The following is a 14,080-nucleotide window of genomic DNA, read 5'->3' as shown; positions in this document are numbered from 1 at the left end:
CTATTAAAAACAGAGCTACTTGCGCATGTTTCATCAGCGCCAGTGGCTCTTTTTACTTCAAAGGAGACAAGCATGAACCGTATCACACGCCGCAGCGCGCTGGCTGCTATCGCTACCTCTGCCTTGGCCGCAGCAGTGCCCGCCATGGCAGACACTTTCCCCAGTAAACCGATCCGCATCGTCGTGCCCTTTGGTGCCGGCGGTGTGGCTGACCTGACAGCCCGCACCGTGGCGCAAAAGCTCTCCGAGTCGTTGGGGCAGCCGGTCATCATCGACAACAAGCCGGGCGCCGGTGGTGTGGGGGCGGGTGAGGCGGTGGCCAAGGCGGAGCCGGATGGCCACACGCTGCTGCTCATGTCCAATGGCACGGCAGTGAGCGCTGGCCTGTTCAAAACACTGCCATTCGATGCCCAGCGCGACTTTGCGCCGGTGTCCACCTTGGGTTTCTTTGACCTCGCGGTGCTTGCGTCTGCCAACGCACCCTACAAAAATCTTGGCGAGCTCATGGCCTTTGCCAAGGCCAACCCCGGCAAGCTCAATGTGGGCACCATCAACATCGGCAGCACCCAGCACCTCGCGGCTGAGCTGTTCAAGTCGCGCACCGGGCTGGACTTTTTGATCGTGCCTTTCAACGGCACGCCCGCACTCACTACCGCCCTGCGTGGCGGGCAGGTGGATGTGGCCATCGAAATCCTCGGGCCGATGATGGGCCAAGTCAACTCCAAGGCGGTGCGCCCGCTGGCCATCCTGGGCGACGAGCGCGCAGCACAGGTGCCCGATGTGCCCACTGTCATGCAAAGCGGCGTGGCCAACTTCGATGTGTCGTCCTGGAACGCGCTGGCGGCTCCCGCCAAAACGCCCAAAGACGTGATCGCCCGCCTCAACAAAGAGGTGCAAGCCGCGTTGGCTCACCCCGATGTGAAGAAAAAGCTGTTTGAGCTCAATGTGTCTGCGCGTGGCTCTACCCCCGAAAAGTTGGGCGAGTTGCTGGGTAGCGAAATCAAGCGCTGGGGCGAAGTGATTACCAAGTCGGGTGTGCCGCGCTTGTAAGTTTTGCTATTATTTCAGGAGCTACTGGCGCATATTTCATGAGCGCTAGTAGCTCATTTCTTATAAATTCAGGGGCGGAAGATGAATCTGGCAACGGGCCGGCTCGGGCTGGTGGGGTACGGCGAAGTCGGGCGCATTTTCAGTGCCGGGTTGTTGCCGCACGTTCACAGCGTCAGTGCATGGGACATCAAGTTTCATGATGCTGCGGGTGCGGCTACCACGGGCGGCGTGCTGCAGGCGACCTCCGTGCAAGCGCTGTGCGATGCCAGCGATTGGGTCATCAGTGCGGTGACCGCGTCGAACACCCTTACGGTCGCGCAAGCGGCAGCCCCGCACCTGCGTGCGGGCATGGTGTTTCTGGACCTCAACTCTGCGTCACCCGGTACCAAGCAGCAAGCCGCTGCATTGGTGCAGGCCACCGGTGCGCACTATGTAGAGGCCGGCGTCATGACCTCGGTGCCGCCCTATGGCATCCGCGTGCCCATGTTGCTGGGCGGCTCGCAGGCCGCCATCTTGGCCGCCGCTTTGCAGGCGCTGGGCATGGATGCCAAGGCCGTGTCGGCCGACATCGGCGTGGCCTCGGCCATCAAAATGTGCCGCAGCGTCATGATCAAAGGGCTTGAGGCGCTGGTCATCGAGAGCTACACCACCGCCCGTGCCTACGGGGTGGAAGCGCATGTGTTGCCCACATTGGCCGAGACTTTCCCGAGCATCGATTGGGAGAAGCAGGGCGCCTACTTCTTCAGCCGCGTTGCCCAACACGGCCAGCGCCGCGCGGAAGAAATGCGCGAATCCGCCCGCACCGTCGCTGAGGTCGGCTTTGCGCCCACCATGGCCAGTGCGATTGCCGACAAACAGCAGTGGGTGGCTGACCAAGCCCGCGCGGGTACCTTTGCCGACATCGCCCCTAACGCCATTTGGCAGGACTACGCCGACGCACTCCTCGCCCGTCGCTCCACTCTCTGACAGGTTCTGATGCTTGATATTCTGGCCATCACCGGCCCCATTTACCTGTGCATTGCCATGGGTTACCTCTGCACCCGCATGGGGGTGTTCAGCAAACCTGATTTGCGTGTACTGGGCAAATTTGTACTCAACCTGGCCTTGCCTGCGCTCTTGTTCAATGCCATTGCCCAGCGCCCGCTGGCTGACGTGATGCACATGGACTACCTGCTCGCTTATGGCCTGGGCTCTGCGGTCATGATGCTGGCGGGCTACCTCTGGGCCCGTTATGTGAACCACAGCACCGGCAGCTACCGTGCCTTTTTCGCCATGGGCACCTCATGCTCCAACAGTGGCTACATGGGTTATCCGGTGGCGCAGCTGGTGCTGGGCAGCATTGCCCCGGTGGCGCTGGCGCTCAATATGGTGTTTGAAAACCTCATCAAGCTGCCTGTGCTTCTCACGCTGGCCGACAACGCCGATGCCGGCGGCCACCGCCGCTGGCGCACCGTGTTGCTGGATATTGCGCGGGGCTGGGTTCGCACCCCCATGCTGGTGGTGATTCCGCTGGCACTGCTGGTTTCGGTGATGGGCTGGGTGCTGCCCAGCCCGGTGGCACGCACCATTACCTTGTTCTCGCAAGTGACTACCGGCCTTGCGTTGTTCATCATCGGCGGAGCCCTGGTGGGATTGCAGCTCAAGGGCAAGCGCCGGCTGGTGGGTCAGATCACCATCGGCAAGCTGGTGTTGCACCCGCTGTGTGTGTTTCTTGCGTTCACCTTCGTGGTGCCGATTGCCGATCCGCAACTGCGCACCGCCGCCTTGCTCTACGCCGCCATGCCCATGCTGGGCATTTATCCCATCCTCGCGCTGAAGTATGGTCATGAAGAGGTGAGCGCCGCCACCTTGCTGGCTGCCACGGTAGGCTCGTTTTTCACATTGAATGTGCTTTTGTGGGTGTTGAAGCACTACCCGCTTTAGCCGTGGTGCCCGTGTGACGAAAGGCAGGTAGCCGACCACCATCGCAGTGGTGCAGGTACAGCCTTGGGATATCGTCTGGCGCTTCTGCTCGATGGATCTGCAGATGTGCAGCGTGTCGACATGACGCTGCTTCGCGATCCATAGCGAGCCTGCTTCATCAGTCCGCATTGACCCGCCCGCCGCTGATCACGGGTTTCCAGCGGGCGATTTCTGCGGCAATCAACTTTCCGAAATTGGCGGGTGTATCCGGCGTGGCGATGGCGCCCTCTGCGTTCAGCCGGCTTTTGAGTTCGGGCGAGTTCAGCGCTTGGTTGACCTGCGCGTTGAGCTTGGCCACCACATCGGCTGGAGTACCGGCAGGTGCCACTACGCCGTACCACTGGTCGGCCTCAAAGCCGGGGTAGCCGCTTTCTGCCACGGTGGGCAGGTCCGGCAGCACGTCCATGCGCTTGGGGCTGGAGACCGCGAGCGCGCGTAATTGCCCGTTTTTGATCTGGTTGATCATGGCCGGTGCGCCGGTAAACAGCACCTGGATTTGACCGCCCACCAGGTCGGTCACAGCGGGCGCGGTGCCGCGGTAGGGAATGTGCAGCAACGAGCTGCCGGTTTGCAGCTTGAAGTACTCGCTGGCCAGGTTGGCAGCGCTGCCGTTGCCACCGGAGCCGTAGTTCAGTTGGCCGGGTTTGGCTTTGGCCAGTGCCACCAGTTCTTTCACGTTTTTGGCCGGCACGCTGGGGTGCACTACCAACACGTTGGGCACGCGCGCCACCCAGGCTACCGGCGCGAAGCTCTTGATGGGGTCGTAAGGCAGGTTGGGGTAGAGCGAAGGGTTGACCGCCAGTGTGCCGATGTGGCCCATGAGCAGGGTGTAGCCGTCGGCCGGGGCTTTGGCCACCTTGTCAGCGCCAATGGAACCGCCTGCGCCGGGCACGTTCTCGATGACCACCGGTTGGCCCCAGGCTTCGTTGAGCTTCTGCCCGATGGCACGCGCCAGGATGTCGGTAGATCCGCCGGGGGTGAAGGGCACCACCAGTCGGATGGGCTTGGCGGGGTAGGTTGCGGCCGTCTGTGCCACCGCAGATTGTGAAAGAAAAAGGCCGCTAGCGCCCGCTAATACTGCGCAGGCAGCTATGAATTTGGTAGTGGCTTGGGGCATTTTTGTCTCCTCGTGAATCGTTATGGAGACAGTGTGCAGGCAGCATTAGGCGCAAAGCAAGCTGCGCATGGCATAGCAGCTATGCAAAAAGCGGTGCTGCGGTTAACGGTGAATCGCTTCCAGCACCACTTTGCTGACCACGTCCATCGCCTTGCGCTGCGTCTGGGTGGTGGGGCGGCGGGCGGACCACACCAGCATCAGCTGGCTCATAATGCGCGGGGTGTGGATGGACTGCACCGTGAAGGTCTCGGGGTTGTCGAAGTTGCTCAGTGTGTAGCTGGGCAACACTGCGTGGCCCATGCCTTCTTTCACCAGGTTCAGGATGGCGTTGAGCCCGTCCACCTCCAGCAGCACTTCAGGCCGGCGGCCCAGCGCCATCATTTCGCCTTCGAGAAGGATGCGGAATGCATTGGGCCGACTGGGCAGGATCAGCGGTAGCGCTGCTACTTCTTTGAGGCTGATGGCGGGCGCCGTTTTGCTTTTGCCTTTTTTACCGCCGTCGGGGTTGTGCGAGATGAGCGAGAGCTCGTCTTCATCCAGCGTGCTCATTTCCAGATCGGTGCTCTGGCCGGGGTTGTAGAGCACCGCCATGTCGAGGTTGCCCAAGCGCAGGCCTTCGTGCATTTGCACCGAAAAGCCTTCGGTGAGCGTCAGGTGGGCCTGGGGCAGGGCTTCGCGAAAGGCCTTCACCAGCGGAACGGTGATCAGCTTGGAGAGGCTGGGCGGCAGGCCGATGGACACCCTTCCGGCCAGCGCGCCGCGCGCCGCGCCCATCTCTTCGCGGGTGAGTTGCACCTGGTGCAGGATGCCGCGGCCGTGCTCCAGCAGCAGCTTGCCGGCTTCGGTGGGCACTGCGCCACGGCCGTTGCGGGTGAGCAGGTTCTGGCGCAGCTCCACCTCCAGCAGGCGGATCTGGCGGCTCAGCGCAGGCTGCGCCACGTCCAGCGAGATGGAGGCGCGGGTAAAGCTGCCCATTTCGGCCACGCGCACAAAGTATTCCAACTGTTTCAAGTCCATAGCAACAAATCCATAGCGGCTTTCGGGAGTGGGGGAGTTTCTTCTGAGAATAGCTGCGCGTCAATTATGCCGATATGTGATAGCTGCTAGTCGCCCCCTCGGCTTATCAAAGCCGGCGTGCCCGACCAGAATACCCAGCATGCAAATCTCTGCCTCGCCCTCCCACGCCCCTGCTGGATCGATCCTGAAAGCCATCTCCTCCATGGCCACGCGCCAGGTGTTGACTGAGCTGGCCGAGGCCTATGAATCCGCCACGGGCGTGCACCTCGCGCTGCAGTCCGTGGGCGGAGTAGACGCTGCCAAGCGGGTGCAAGCGGGCGAGGTTTTCGACATCGTGTTTCTCGCGTCGGACGCCATCGAGAAGCTATTGGCGGCAGGCTTTCTTGCGGCCGGTGGCCGGGTTGATTTGGTGCACTCCGGCGTCGCCGTCGCGGTGAAAGAGGGCGCTGCGACGCCCGACATCAGCTCGGAAGCAGCAGTGCGTACAGCCGTGTTGGCCGCACCGACTCTGAGCTACTCCACCGGCCCGAGTGGCGTGGCGCTGGCCAAACTGTTTGAGCGTTGGGGCATTGCCGACGAGATTCAAAGCCGCATCGTGCAAGCCCCCCCGGCGTGCCGGTGGGCACGCTGGTAGCGCAGGGCGAAGTGGCGCTGGGCTTTCAGCAGCTCAGCGAGTTGATTCACGTGCAAGGCATCCGCATCGTCGGGCCCTTGCCCGCTGGCATCCAAATCACCACCACCTTTTCTGCGGGCCTCGGCGCCCATAGCAGCCAAGCCGCCGCCGTGCGCGCGTTGCTGGACTACATGGCATCCCCCCAAGCCGCCGCCGCCAAGCTGCGCCAGGGCATGGAGCCCGCGTAAATACACACACTGACAACATCACCGGAGACTTCCATGATCATTGATTGCCACGGCCACTACACCACCGCCCCCAAGGCGCTGGAGAACTGGCGCAACGCCCAGATCGCCAACCTGTCCACGCCCGAACTGGGCCCCAAGGTGGCTGACCTGAAGATCAGCGATGACGAGCTGATCGAAACCATCGAATCCAACCAGCTTCGCCTGATGAAAGAGCGGGGCTCCGACCTCACCATCTTCAGCCCGCGCGCCAGCTTCATGGCCCACCACATTGGCGACTTCAACACCAGCGCCACCTGGGCGGCCATCTGCAACGAACTGTGCTTCCGCGTGAGCCAGCTTTTTCCTGACCACTTCATCCCCGCGGCCATGCTGCCCCAAAGCCCCGGCGTGGACTCTGCCACCTGCATCCCCGAGCTGGTGAAGTGCGTGGAGCAGTACGGCAATGTGGGCATCAACCTGAATCCCGACCCCAGCGGCGGCCACTGGACATCGCCCCCTTTGAGCGACAAGCACTGGTACCCCATTTACGAGAAGATGGTGGAGTACGACATCCCCGCGATGATCCACGTGTCCACCAGCTGCAACGCCTGCTTCCACACCACCGGCGCCCACTACCTGAACGCGGACACCACCGCCTTTATGCAGTGCCTGACCAGCGATTTGTTCAAGCAATTTCCCACGCTCAAGTTCCTGATTCCGCATGGCGGCGGCGCAGTGCCTTACCACTGGGGCCGTTTCCGCGGCTTAGCGCAGGAACTCAAGAAGCCCCTGTTGGAAGAGCACCTGCTCAACAACATTTACTTTGACACCTGCGTGTACCACCAGCCCGGTATTGATCTGCTCAACACCGTGATCCCGGTGAAGAACGTGTTGTTTGCGTCCGAAATGATTGGTGCGGTGCGCGGGATTGATCCGCAGACCGGCCACTACTACGACGACACCAAGCGCTACATCGAAGCGTCCAAGATCCTGAGTGCGGATGACCGGCACCAGATTTACGAAGGCAATGCGCGGCGCGTCTTTCCGCGCCTGGATGCGGTTTTGAAGGCCAAGGGGCAGTAACTTGGTTTTGCGTTTGGGTAGGGGCTCGGGGTGGCTATGCGTTTTGCTGCGTGTCCCCCGCCCGCTTTGCGGGCTCCTCCTTTACCTACGCAAAACGCATAACCACCCCAAGCCTTGCCAGCGTTTTTGGATAGGTGGCTGAATGAAGTCAATTTCGTTCGCAGCGGCAGAGCAGGGGTGAGTGCCGCAGCGAAGTCAAGGAGGAGCCCGCGCAGCGGGCGGGGGACATGAGCGGAGGTACTCACCCCTGCTCTGTCGCGGGCTCAGAGATAAGTGTGTTCAGCGAAAACAACGGCGAAAAATATTGAGGAGTATTGAAATGTATGAACTAGGCGTTTGCTACCGCAACATCACCCGCGCAGACCGCGCTGCCGCTGACGGTTTGGCCGCTCTGGGCTCTGCCACCGTGCACGAGGCCATGGGTCGCGTGGGCTTGCTCAAGCCCTATATGCGCCCCATCCAGAGCGGCGTGCAGGTGTCCGGCACCGCAGTGACCGTGCTGCTGCAACCCGGCGACAACTGGATGATGCATGTGGCCGCGGAGCAGATCCAGCCCGGCGACATCGTGGTGGCCACGGTCACGGCGGAGTGCACCGACGGTTTCTTCGGCGACTTGCTGGCAACCAGCTTCCAAGCCCGCGGCGCTCGCGCCCTCATCATCGAAGGCGGTGTGCGCGATGTGAAGGAGCTGCAGCGCATGGGCTTCCCCGTTTGGAGCAAAGCCATTAGCAGCAAGGGCACCATCAAGGCGACCTTGGGCTCGGTGAACATTCCCATTGTGTGTGCCGGCATGTTGGTGACCCCTGGTGACGTTATCGTGGCGGATGACGACGGCGTGGTGTGCGTGCCCGCAGCCAAAGCTGTTGCCACGCTGGCCGCTGCCCAGAAGCGTGAAAGCTTCGAAGGCGAAAAGCGCGAGAAGCTGGCCGCCGGCGTGCTGGGGCTGGACATGTACAAGATGCGCGAGCCCTTGGCTGCGCTGGGTTTGAAGTACATCGACTGAAAGCCCGCTATGACCAAACCTACTTCGGGTGACTTCACCAAAACTGCTGGCTGGATGGACTGGTACACCGGCCCATCTACGCCTACCTTCCAACTGCCTGCAGGCGCTGTCGATGCGCACTGCCACGTGTTCGGCCCCGGTGCCGAATTTCCCTATGCGCCTGAGCGCAAGTACACGCCGTGTGATGCCTCCAAACACCAGCTGTTCGCCTTGCGCGACCACCTGGGCTTTGAGAAGAACGTCATCGTGCAAGCCACCTGCCACGGTGCCGACAACCGCGCCATGGTGGACGCGCTGCTCGCCAGCAAGGGCAAAGCGCGCGGTGTGGCCACGGTCAAGCGCAGCGTCACCGATGAAGAAATCCAGGCCATGCACGACGCCGGTGTGCGCGGCGTGCGCTTCAACTTCGTCAAGCGCCTGGTGGACTTCACGCCCAAGGACGAGCTGATGGAAATTGCCGGCCGCATTGCGAAATGGGGCTGGCACGTGGTGATCTACTTTGAGGCGGTGGACCTGCCCGAGCTGTGGGACTTTTTCACCGCACTGCCTACTACGGTGGTGGTGGACCACATGGGCCGGCCCGATGTGTCGCTGCCGGTAGACGGCCCGCAATTCGCCTTGTTTGAAAAGTTCATGCGAGAGCACAGCAATGTGTGGAGCAAAGTGAGCTGCCCCGAGCGCCTGAGCGTCAGCGGCCCCAAAGCCTTGAACGGCGAGCAACACGCTTACCGCGATGTGATTCCGTTTGCCAAGCGCATCGTGGAGCAATTCCCTGACCGCGTGTTGTGGGGTACCGACTGGCCGCACCCCAACCTGAAGGACCACATGCCCGATGACGGCCTGCTGGTGGACTTTATTCCCCATATCGCCACCACCCCAGAGCTGCAACGCAAGCTGCTGGTGGACAACCCCAACCGCCTCTATTGGAAGGACTGATGGCCCCCACGCTCTGCCGCTGCGCGGATCGCTGCCCCCGGAGGGGGCGCAAATCGCCTTGGGGCGGCCCTGCGGCGATTTCTATTGTTTTGAGAAAGTACTGAATGGCACTCGACAAACCCTACCAGGACATCCCCGGCACCATCATTTTTGATGCCGAGCAAAGCCGCAAAGGCTACTGGCTCAACCAGTTCTGCATGAGCCTGATGAAAGCCGACAACCGCGCGCGCTTCAAGGTCGACCAACGCGCCTACCTGAATGAATGGCCCATGAGCGAGGATCAACGCCAGGCTGTGATTGACATGGACCTGAACCGCGCTATGCAGCTAGGCGGCAACATTTACTTCCTGGCCAAGATCGGCGCCACCCATGGCCGCAGCTTTCAGCAGATGGCCGGCAGCATGACCGGCATGACCGAAGAAGAGTACCGCGCCATGATGTTGGCCGGTGGCCGCTCGGCCGAAGGCAATCGCTACATCGGTGAGGACGGCGACGCCCAAGCCCACCGCCAACCCCAAGGCCAACAACCCACCGTTGGTGGCAAGAAAGACTGAACCCCATGGCCAAAATTACCGCCTCTGTATTCACCTCCCACGTGCCGGCCATCGGCGCTGCCATAGACCTGGGCAAGACCCAGGAGGACTACTGGAAGCCGCTGTTTGCCGGCTACGACTTCTCCAAGCAATGGATGAAGGACAACAAGCCCGACGTGATCTTCTTGGTCTTCAACGACCACGCGACCGCCTTCAGCCTGGACATGATTCCCACCTTCGCCATTGGCACGGCGGCGGAGTACACCCCCGCCGACGAGGGCTTCGGCCCCCGCCCGGTGCCCAAGGTGCAAGGCCACCCTGACCTGGCTTCGCACATCGCGCACTCGGTGATCCAGCAGGACTTTGACCTCACCATCGTCAACAAGATGGATGTGGACCACGGCCTGACCGTGCCCCTGAGCCTGATGTGCGGTGAAAAAGACCCGGTCAAGGACAGCTGGCCCTGCCCGGTGATTCCGTTTGCAGTCAACGTGGTGCAGTACCCCGTGCCTAGCGGCCAGCGTTGCTTCAACTTGGGCAAGGCGATCCGCAAGGCGGTGGAAAGCTACGACGAAGATCTGAATGTGCACATCTGGGGCACCGGCGGCATGAGCCACCAGTTGCAAGGCGCGCGTGCCGGCCTGATCAACCGTGAGTGGGACAACGCGTGGATGGACCAGATGATTGCCGACCCGGCCGCCTGCGCCGCTACGCCGCACATCGACTACGTGCGCGAAGCCGGCAGTGAAGGCATTGAGCTGGTGATGTGGCTGATCGCCCGCGGCGCCATGTCTGATGTGCCCTACGATGCTACAGATTTGGAAGCAGCCCGCGCACATTCTGTGAGCGTCAAGCACCGTTTTTACCATGTGCCCGCCAGCAACACGGCGGTGGGACATTTGATTTTGGAAAACAACTGATATGAGCAAAACCATCAAAGTCGCCCTCGCGGGCGCCGGCGCTTTCGGCGTCAAACACCTGGACGGCATCAAGAACATCGAGGGCGTGGAAGTTATCTCCCTGATCGGCCGTGAGTTGGACAAAACCAAAGAAGTGGCCGCCAAGTACGGCGTAGGCCATGTGACCACCGAGCTGTCGGAAAGCCTGGAACTTCCTGAGCTGGACGCAGTAATTTTGTGCACCCCGACCCAGATGCACGCCGAGCAGACGCTGGCTTGTTTGAAAGCCGGTAAGCACGTGCAAGTGGAAATCCCCTTGGCTGATAGCTGGGCGGGTGCCGATGCGGTCGTTGCAGAGCAAAGGCGCACCGGCTTGGTGGCCATGTGCGGCCATACCCGCCGCTTCAACCCCAGCCACCAGTATGTGAATGAGCAGATCACGGCCGGCAAGTTCAATATCCAGCAGATGGATGTGCAGACCTACTTTTTCCGCCGCACCAACACCAATGCGCTGGGCCAAGCCCGCAGCTGGACCGACCACTTGCTGTGGCACCACGCTGCGCACACCGTGGACTTGTTTGCCTACCAGGCCAACAGCCCCATCGTGCAGGCCAACGCCATCCAGGGGCCCATCCACCCGGTGCTCGGCATCGCCATGGACATGAGCATCCAGCTGCGCGCGGCCAACGGTGCCATCTGCACCTTGTCATTGAGCTTTAACAACGACGGCCCCTTGGGCACTTACTTCCGCTACATCGGCGACACAGCGACTTACCTCGCCCGTTACGACGATTTGTATACCGGCAAGGAGGAGAAGATCGACGTGAGCCAAGTGGCCGTCAGCATGAACGGTATTGAGCTGCAAGACCGCGAGTTCTTTGCCGCCATCAAAGAGGGGCGCGAACCCAACTCCAGTGTGGGCCGCGTGCTGGACTGCTACCGCGTGCTGCACCAGTTGGAGCAGCAATTGGCCCAACAGAAATAGAGCCCCGACCTACAATGCAACGCCATGCCTGCACGAGCCGGCATGGCGTTTTTTATTGAGGTGTATGCAATGCCCTTTCCCCTTGAGCCGGATGCGGTCTCCCACGGAATCCAGCTGGCGGTTGCGCCCGTCTTTCTTTTGACAGCAGTGTCCGGCATGATTGCGGCGGTGGCCGGACGACTGGCGCGCATCATCGACCGGGCGCGCAATGTGGAAACTCGCATCAAGCAGGGCGCCCACCCTGCGGAAGATGCAGATGGCTATACCGAACTCGCGGAGCTGCGAACTCGCGGTTTGCTAGCGAACTCGAGTATTGCGTTGCTAACAGCCTGTGCGTTCCTGATCGGCCTCACCATCGTGGTGTTGTTCCTTGGCGAGACGATTGACTTCCCCGGCTTACGTATCTCCATCTTTACGTTTGTCGGGGGTGTCGTGTGCTTTTTGAGCGCCTTGATCTGCTTCATGGTGGAGACTTTCATCGCCACCCGCCTGCTCAATTTCGGGCGAAAAAAGCGCTAACTTTTCTTCACTTCCACTGCACAGTCGTAAAACGTAGGCGCCCGGCCCATATCGGTCAGGCGTTGGCTGGTCAGCTCGTTTACATTGGTGCCGTCGCGACCCAGCTTGCGCCACCAGATGCCCAGGCCGTTGACCACTCCGGGGCGTGCGCGGGCGGACACGCGCGCCACACAGCGGTGGGTGCCGCGGGCGTTAAATACCGTCACCTCATCCCCATCCGCAATGCCGCGTGGCGCAGCATCGGTTTCATGCAGTTCCACCAAGGGTTCGCCTTCGATGTCGCGCAGGCTCTTTACGTTCACAAAGGTGGAGTTCAAGAAATTGCGCGCGGGCGGCGAGATCATCGCCAGCGGGTATCTCGCATCCGCTCCTGCGGGTTCGTAGTTGGGCAGGTGGTCGGGCAGGCCGTCGTCCCCGCGCGCAGCCAGGCGTGCGCTGAAAAACTCGCACTTGCCGCTTGGTGTTGGAAAGCCGCCATCGGCAAACGGTGCATCGGAAACGGGCAGGGGCGCGTAGCCCTGGCTCAGTAGCAAGCCAAAGTCCACCTTGTCGCCAAAGGCCGTGCGACACAGGCTCTCATCGGACTCGGCAAACACGTCTTCGGTATAGCCCATGCGCTGGGCGAGATCACGGAAGAACTGGGTGTTGGTGCGGGCCTCGCCCAGCGGGGCTATGGACGGGCGGTTGAGCAGGATGTCGGTGTGTCCATAGCTGCTGTGCACGTCCCAGTGTTCGAGCTGGGTGGTGGCGGGCAACACGTAGTCGGCGTAGTCGGCGGTGTCCGTCTGGAAGTGTTCCAGCACCACGGTAAACAGGTCTTCGCGCGCAAAGCCTTGTACCACCTTGGCGGATTCCGGGGCCACCGCGACCGGGTTACTGTTGTAAACGATCAGGGCTTCAATCGCCGGACCGAACTCGGGGCTGGCCGGGCGCAGCAGGTCATCGCCAATGGTGCTCATGTTGATGGTGCGGGGCGTGCGGCCGGCCAGGAGTTCCGGCCGCTCAAGTGCCATGGTCTGGGTGGGCACATAGCCCGAGCTGGACAGCAACACGCCGCCTGCGCGGTGCCGCCAGGCGCCCACTAGGGCGGGAAGGCAGGCAATCGCGCGCACGGCATTGCCGCCGCCACGCACCCGCTGCAGACCATAGTTCATGCGGATGGCCACAGGCTCGCCTGCGCGTGCCGTTTGGCCGTATTCGCGTGCCAGCGCGCGCACTTCGTCGGCGGTGATGCCACACACCTCTGCGGTGCGCTCGGGCGTCCACTGCAGGGCCCGTTCGCGCAGGCCCTCCCACCCAAGGGTGTGGCGGGCGATGTAGTCGTGGTCCAGCCAGTCGTGGGTGATCAGCTCATGCATCAGGCCCAGCGCGAGGGCGGCATCGGTGCCGGGCAGCAGGGCGATGTGCTGGTGACATTTCTCGGCCGTCTCGGAGCGGCGCGGGTCGATGCAGATGATGCGCGCGCCATTGCGCTTGGCGGTTTGCACATAGCGCCAGAAGTGCACATTGCTGGCAATCGAGTTGCTGCCCCAGATCAGGATGAGTTTGGCCTCTGCAAAAAACTCCACCTTGGTGCCGACTTTGTTGCCCAGAGTGAAGGTCAGTGCTTCAGCACCTGCCGAGGCGCAAATAGTGCGGTCCAGCCGGGCGGCGCCTATTCTGTTGAAAAAGCGGGCTGCCATGCCTTCGCCCTGCACACGCCCCATGGTGCCGGCGTAGCTGTAGGGCTGAATGGCCTGCGGGTCACGGGCGGCAATGGCCTGGAGCTTGTTCGCAATGTCGCTCAGTGCCTCGTCCCAGCTCACGCGCTCAAACTGGCCGGACCCTTTGGGCCCCACGCGTTTGAGCGGGTGCAGCAGGCGTTCGGGGTGGTAGGTGCGCTCGGTGTAGCGCGATACCTTGGTGCACAGCGCGCCATTGGTGGCAGGGTGGTCCGGGTTGCCCTGGACTTTGATCGCAATGCCGTCTTGCACCGTGACCAGCATCGAGCAGGTGTCCGGGCAGTCGTGGGGGCAGGCGCCCAGAATCTGGGTGGCTGCGGTGGCGGGGGTGTGAGTGGTCGCGGGAGTGTCTGAGTGCATGTGCGGACTTTACCGAATTGCGTATGCTCTTGCGATGACACAAACGGGACATTTC

13 protein-coding genes and 1 pseudogene are annotated in these 14,080 nt (G+C 61.9%); 11 read left to right on the top strand and 3 right to left on the bottom strand.

The window, feature by feature from the left end; all coding sequences use genetic code 11:
- Positions 1-72: 72 nt before the first annotated feature.
- The 3 genes from RAE21_RS13660 (at position 73) to RAE21_RS13650 (ending at position 2,973) form a co-directional block, all read left to right on the top strand.
- Positions 73-1,050, top strand: a complete 978-nt coding sequence (locus tag RAE21_RS13660) for a tripartite tricarboxylate transporter substrate binding protein (protein ID WP_313881832.1) — start codon at positions 73-75, stop codon at positions 1,048-1,050.
- Between the two features lie 81 nt (positions 1,051-1,131).
- Complete coding sequence (locus RAE21_RS13655; protein ID WP_313881831.1) at positions 1,132-2,016, top strand: DUF1932 domain-containing protein; 885 nt, start codon at positions 1,132-1,134, stop codon at positions 2,014-2,016.
- Positions 2,017-2,025: 9 nt separating this feature from the next.
- The gene (locus tag RAE21_RS13650; protein WP_313881830.1) at positions 2,026-2,973 is read left to right on the top strand and encodes an AEC family transporter; all 948 of its coding nucleotides are present in this window, start codon (positions 2,026-2,028) and stop codon (positions 2,971-2,973) included.
- Positions 2,974-3,130: 157 nt separating this feature from the next.
- Here RAE21_RS13650 and RAE21_RS13645 read toward each other — a convergent pair whose 3' ends face one another.
- Both RAE21_RS13645 and RAE21_RS13640 read right to left on the bottom strand, forming a co-directional pair.
- On the bottom strand, positions 3,131-4,129 hold the full coding sequence (locus tag RAE21_RS13645) for a Bug family tripartite tricarboxylate transporter substrate binding protein (protein WP_313881829.1): 999 nt from the start codon (positions 4,127-4,129) through the stop codon (positions 3,131-3,133).
- Positions 4,130-4,231: 102 nt separating this feature from the next.
- Positions 4,232-5,146 (bottom strand): LysR family transcriptional regulator, encoded by a 915-nt coding sequence (locus tag RAE21_RS13640; RefSeq protein WP_313881828.1) that lies wholly within the window; start codon positions 5,144-5,146, stop codon positions 4,232-4,234.
- Between the two features lie 202 nt (positions 5,147-5,348).
- On the opposite strand from RAE21_RS13640, the pseudogene RAE21_RS13635 reads away from it, so the two are divergent.
- From RAE21_RS13635 to RAE21_RS13600, 8 genes and pseudogenes are all read left to right on the top strand, one after another.
- Positions 5,349-6,007 (top strand): annotated as a pseudogene (locus tag RAE21_RS13635) (substrate-binding domain-containing protein).
- A gap of 33 nt (positions 6,008-6,040) precedes the next feature.
- On the top strand, positions 6,041-7,069 hold the full coding sequence (locus tag RAE21_RS13630) for an amidohydrolase family protein (RefSeq protein WP_313881827.1): 1,029 nt from the start codon (positions 6,041-6,043) through the stop codon (positions 7,067-7,069).
- Positions 7,070-7,388: 319 nt separating this feature from the next.
- Positions 7,389-8,072 (top strand): 4-carboxy-4-hydroxy-2-oxoadipate aldolase/oxaloacetate decarboxylase, encoded by a 684-nt coding sequence (gene ligK / locus RAE21_RS13625; protein WP_313881826.1) that lies wholly within the window; start codon positions 7,389-7,391, stop codon positions 8,070-8,072.
- 9 nt (positions 8,073-8,081) lie between these two features.
- Positions 8,082-9,008: an amidohydrolase family protein gene (locus RAE21_RS13620; RefSeq protein ID WP_313881825.1), complete on the top strand. Its 927-nt coding sequence runs from the start codon at positions 8,082-8,084 to the stop codon at positions 9,006-9,008.
- Between the two features lie 104 nt (positions 9,009-9,112).
- Entirely contained in the window at positions 9,113-9,562 is a 450-nt protein-coding gene (gene ligA / locus RAE21_RS13615; RefSeq protein ID WP_313881824.1) for a protocatechuate 4,5-dioxygenase subunit alpha, read from the top strand.
- Between the two features lie 5 nt (positions 9,563-9,567).
- On the top strand, positions 9,568-10,461 hold the full coding sequence (locus RAE21_RS13610) for a class III extradiol dioxygenase subunit beta (RefSeq protein WP_313881823.1): 894 nt from the start codon (positions 9,568-9,570) through the stop codon (positions 10,459-10,461).
- Between the two features lies 1 nt (position 10,462).
- Positions 10,463-11,425, top strand: a complete 963-nt coding sequence (locus RAE21_RS13605; protein WP_313881822.1) for a Gfo/Idh/MocA family oxidoreductase — start codon at positions 10,463-10,465, stop codon at positions 11,423-11,425.
- Between the two features lie 69 nt (positions 11,426-11,494).
- A complete protein-coding gene (locus RAE21_RS13600) occupies positions 11,495-11,944 on the top strand; it encodes a DUF2721 domain-containing protein (RefSeq protein WP_313876224.1) in 450 nt (149 codons plus the stop codon).
- Here RAE21_RS13600 and RAE21_RS13595 read toward each other — a convergent pair.
- Positions 11,941-14,025 (bottom strand): molybdopterin-containing oxidoreductase family protein, encoded by a 2,085-nt coding sequence (locus RAE21_RS13595; RefSeq protein ID WP_313881821.1) that lies wholly within the window; start codon positions 14,023-14,025, stop codon positions 11,941-11,943. The genes RAE21_RS13600 and RAE21_RS13595 overlap by 4 nt on opposite strands.
- Positions 14,026-14,080 lie beyond the last annotated feature (55 nt).

The organism is Rhodoferax potami (assembly GCF_032193765.1).
Classification (GTDB): Bacteria; Pseudomonadota; Gammaproteobacteria; order Burkholderiales; family Burkholderiaceae_C; genus Allorhodoferax; species Allorhodoferax potami.
This window is presented reverse-complemented; position numbering and strand designations above follow the sequence as displayed.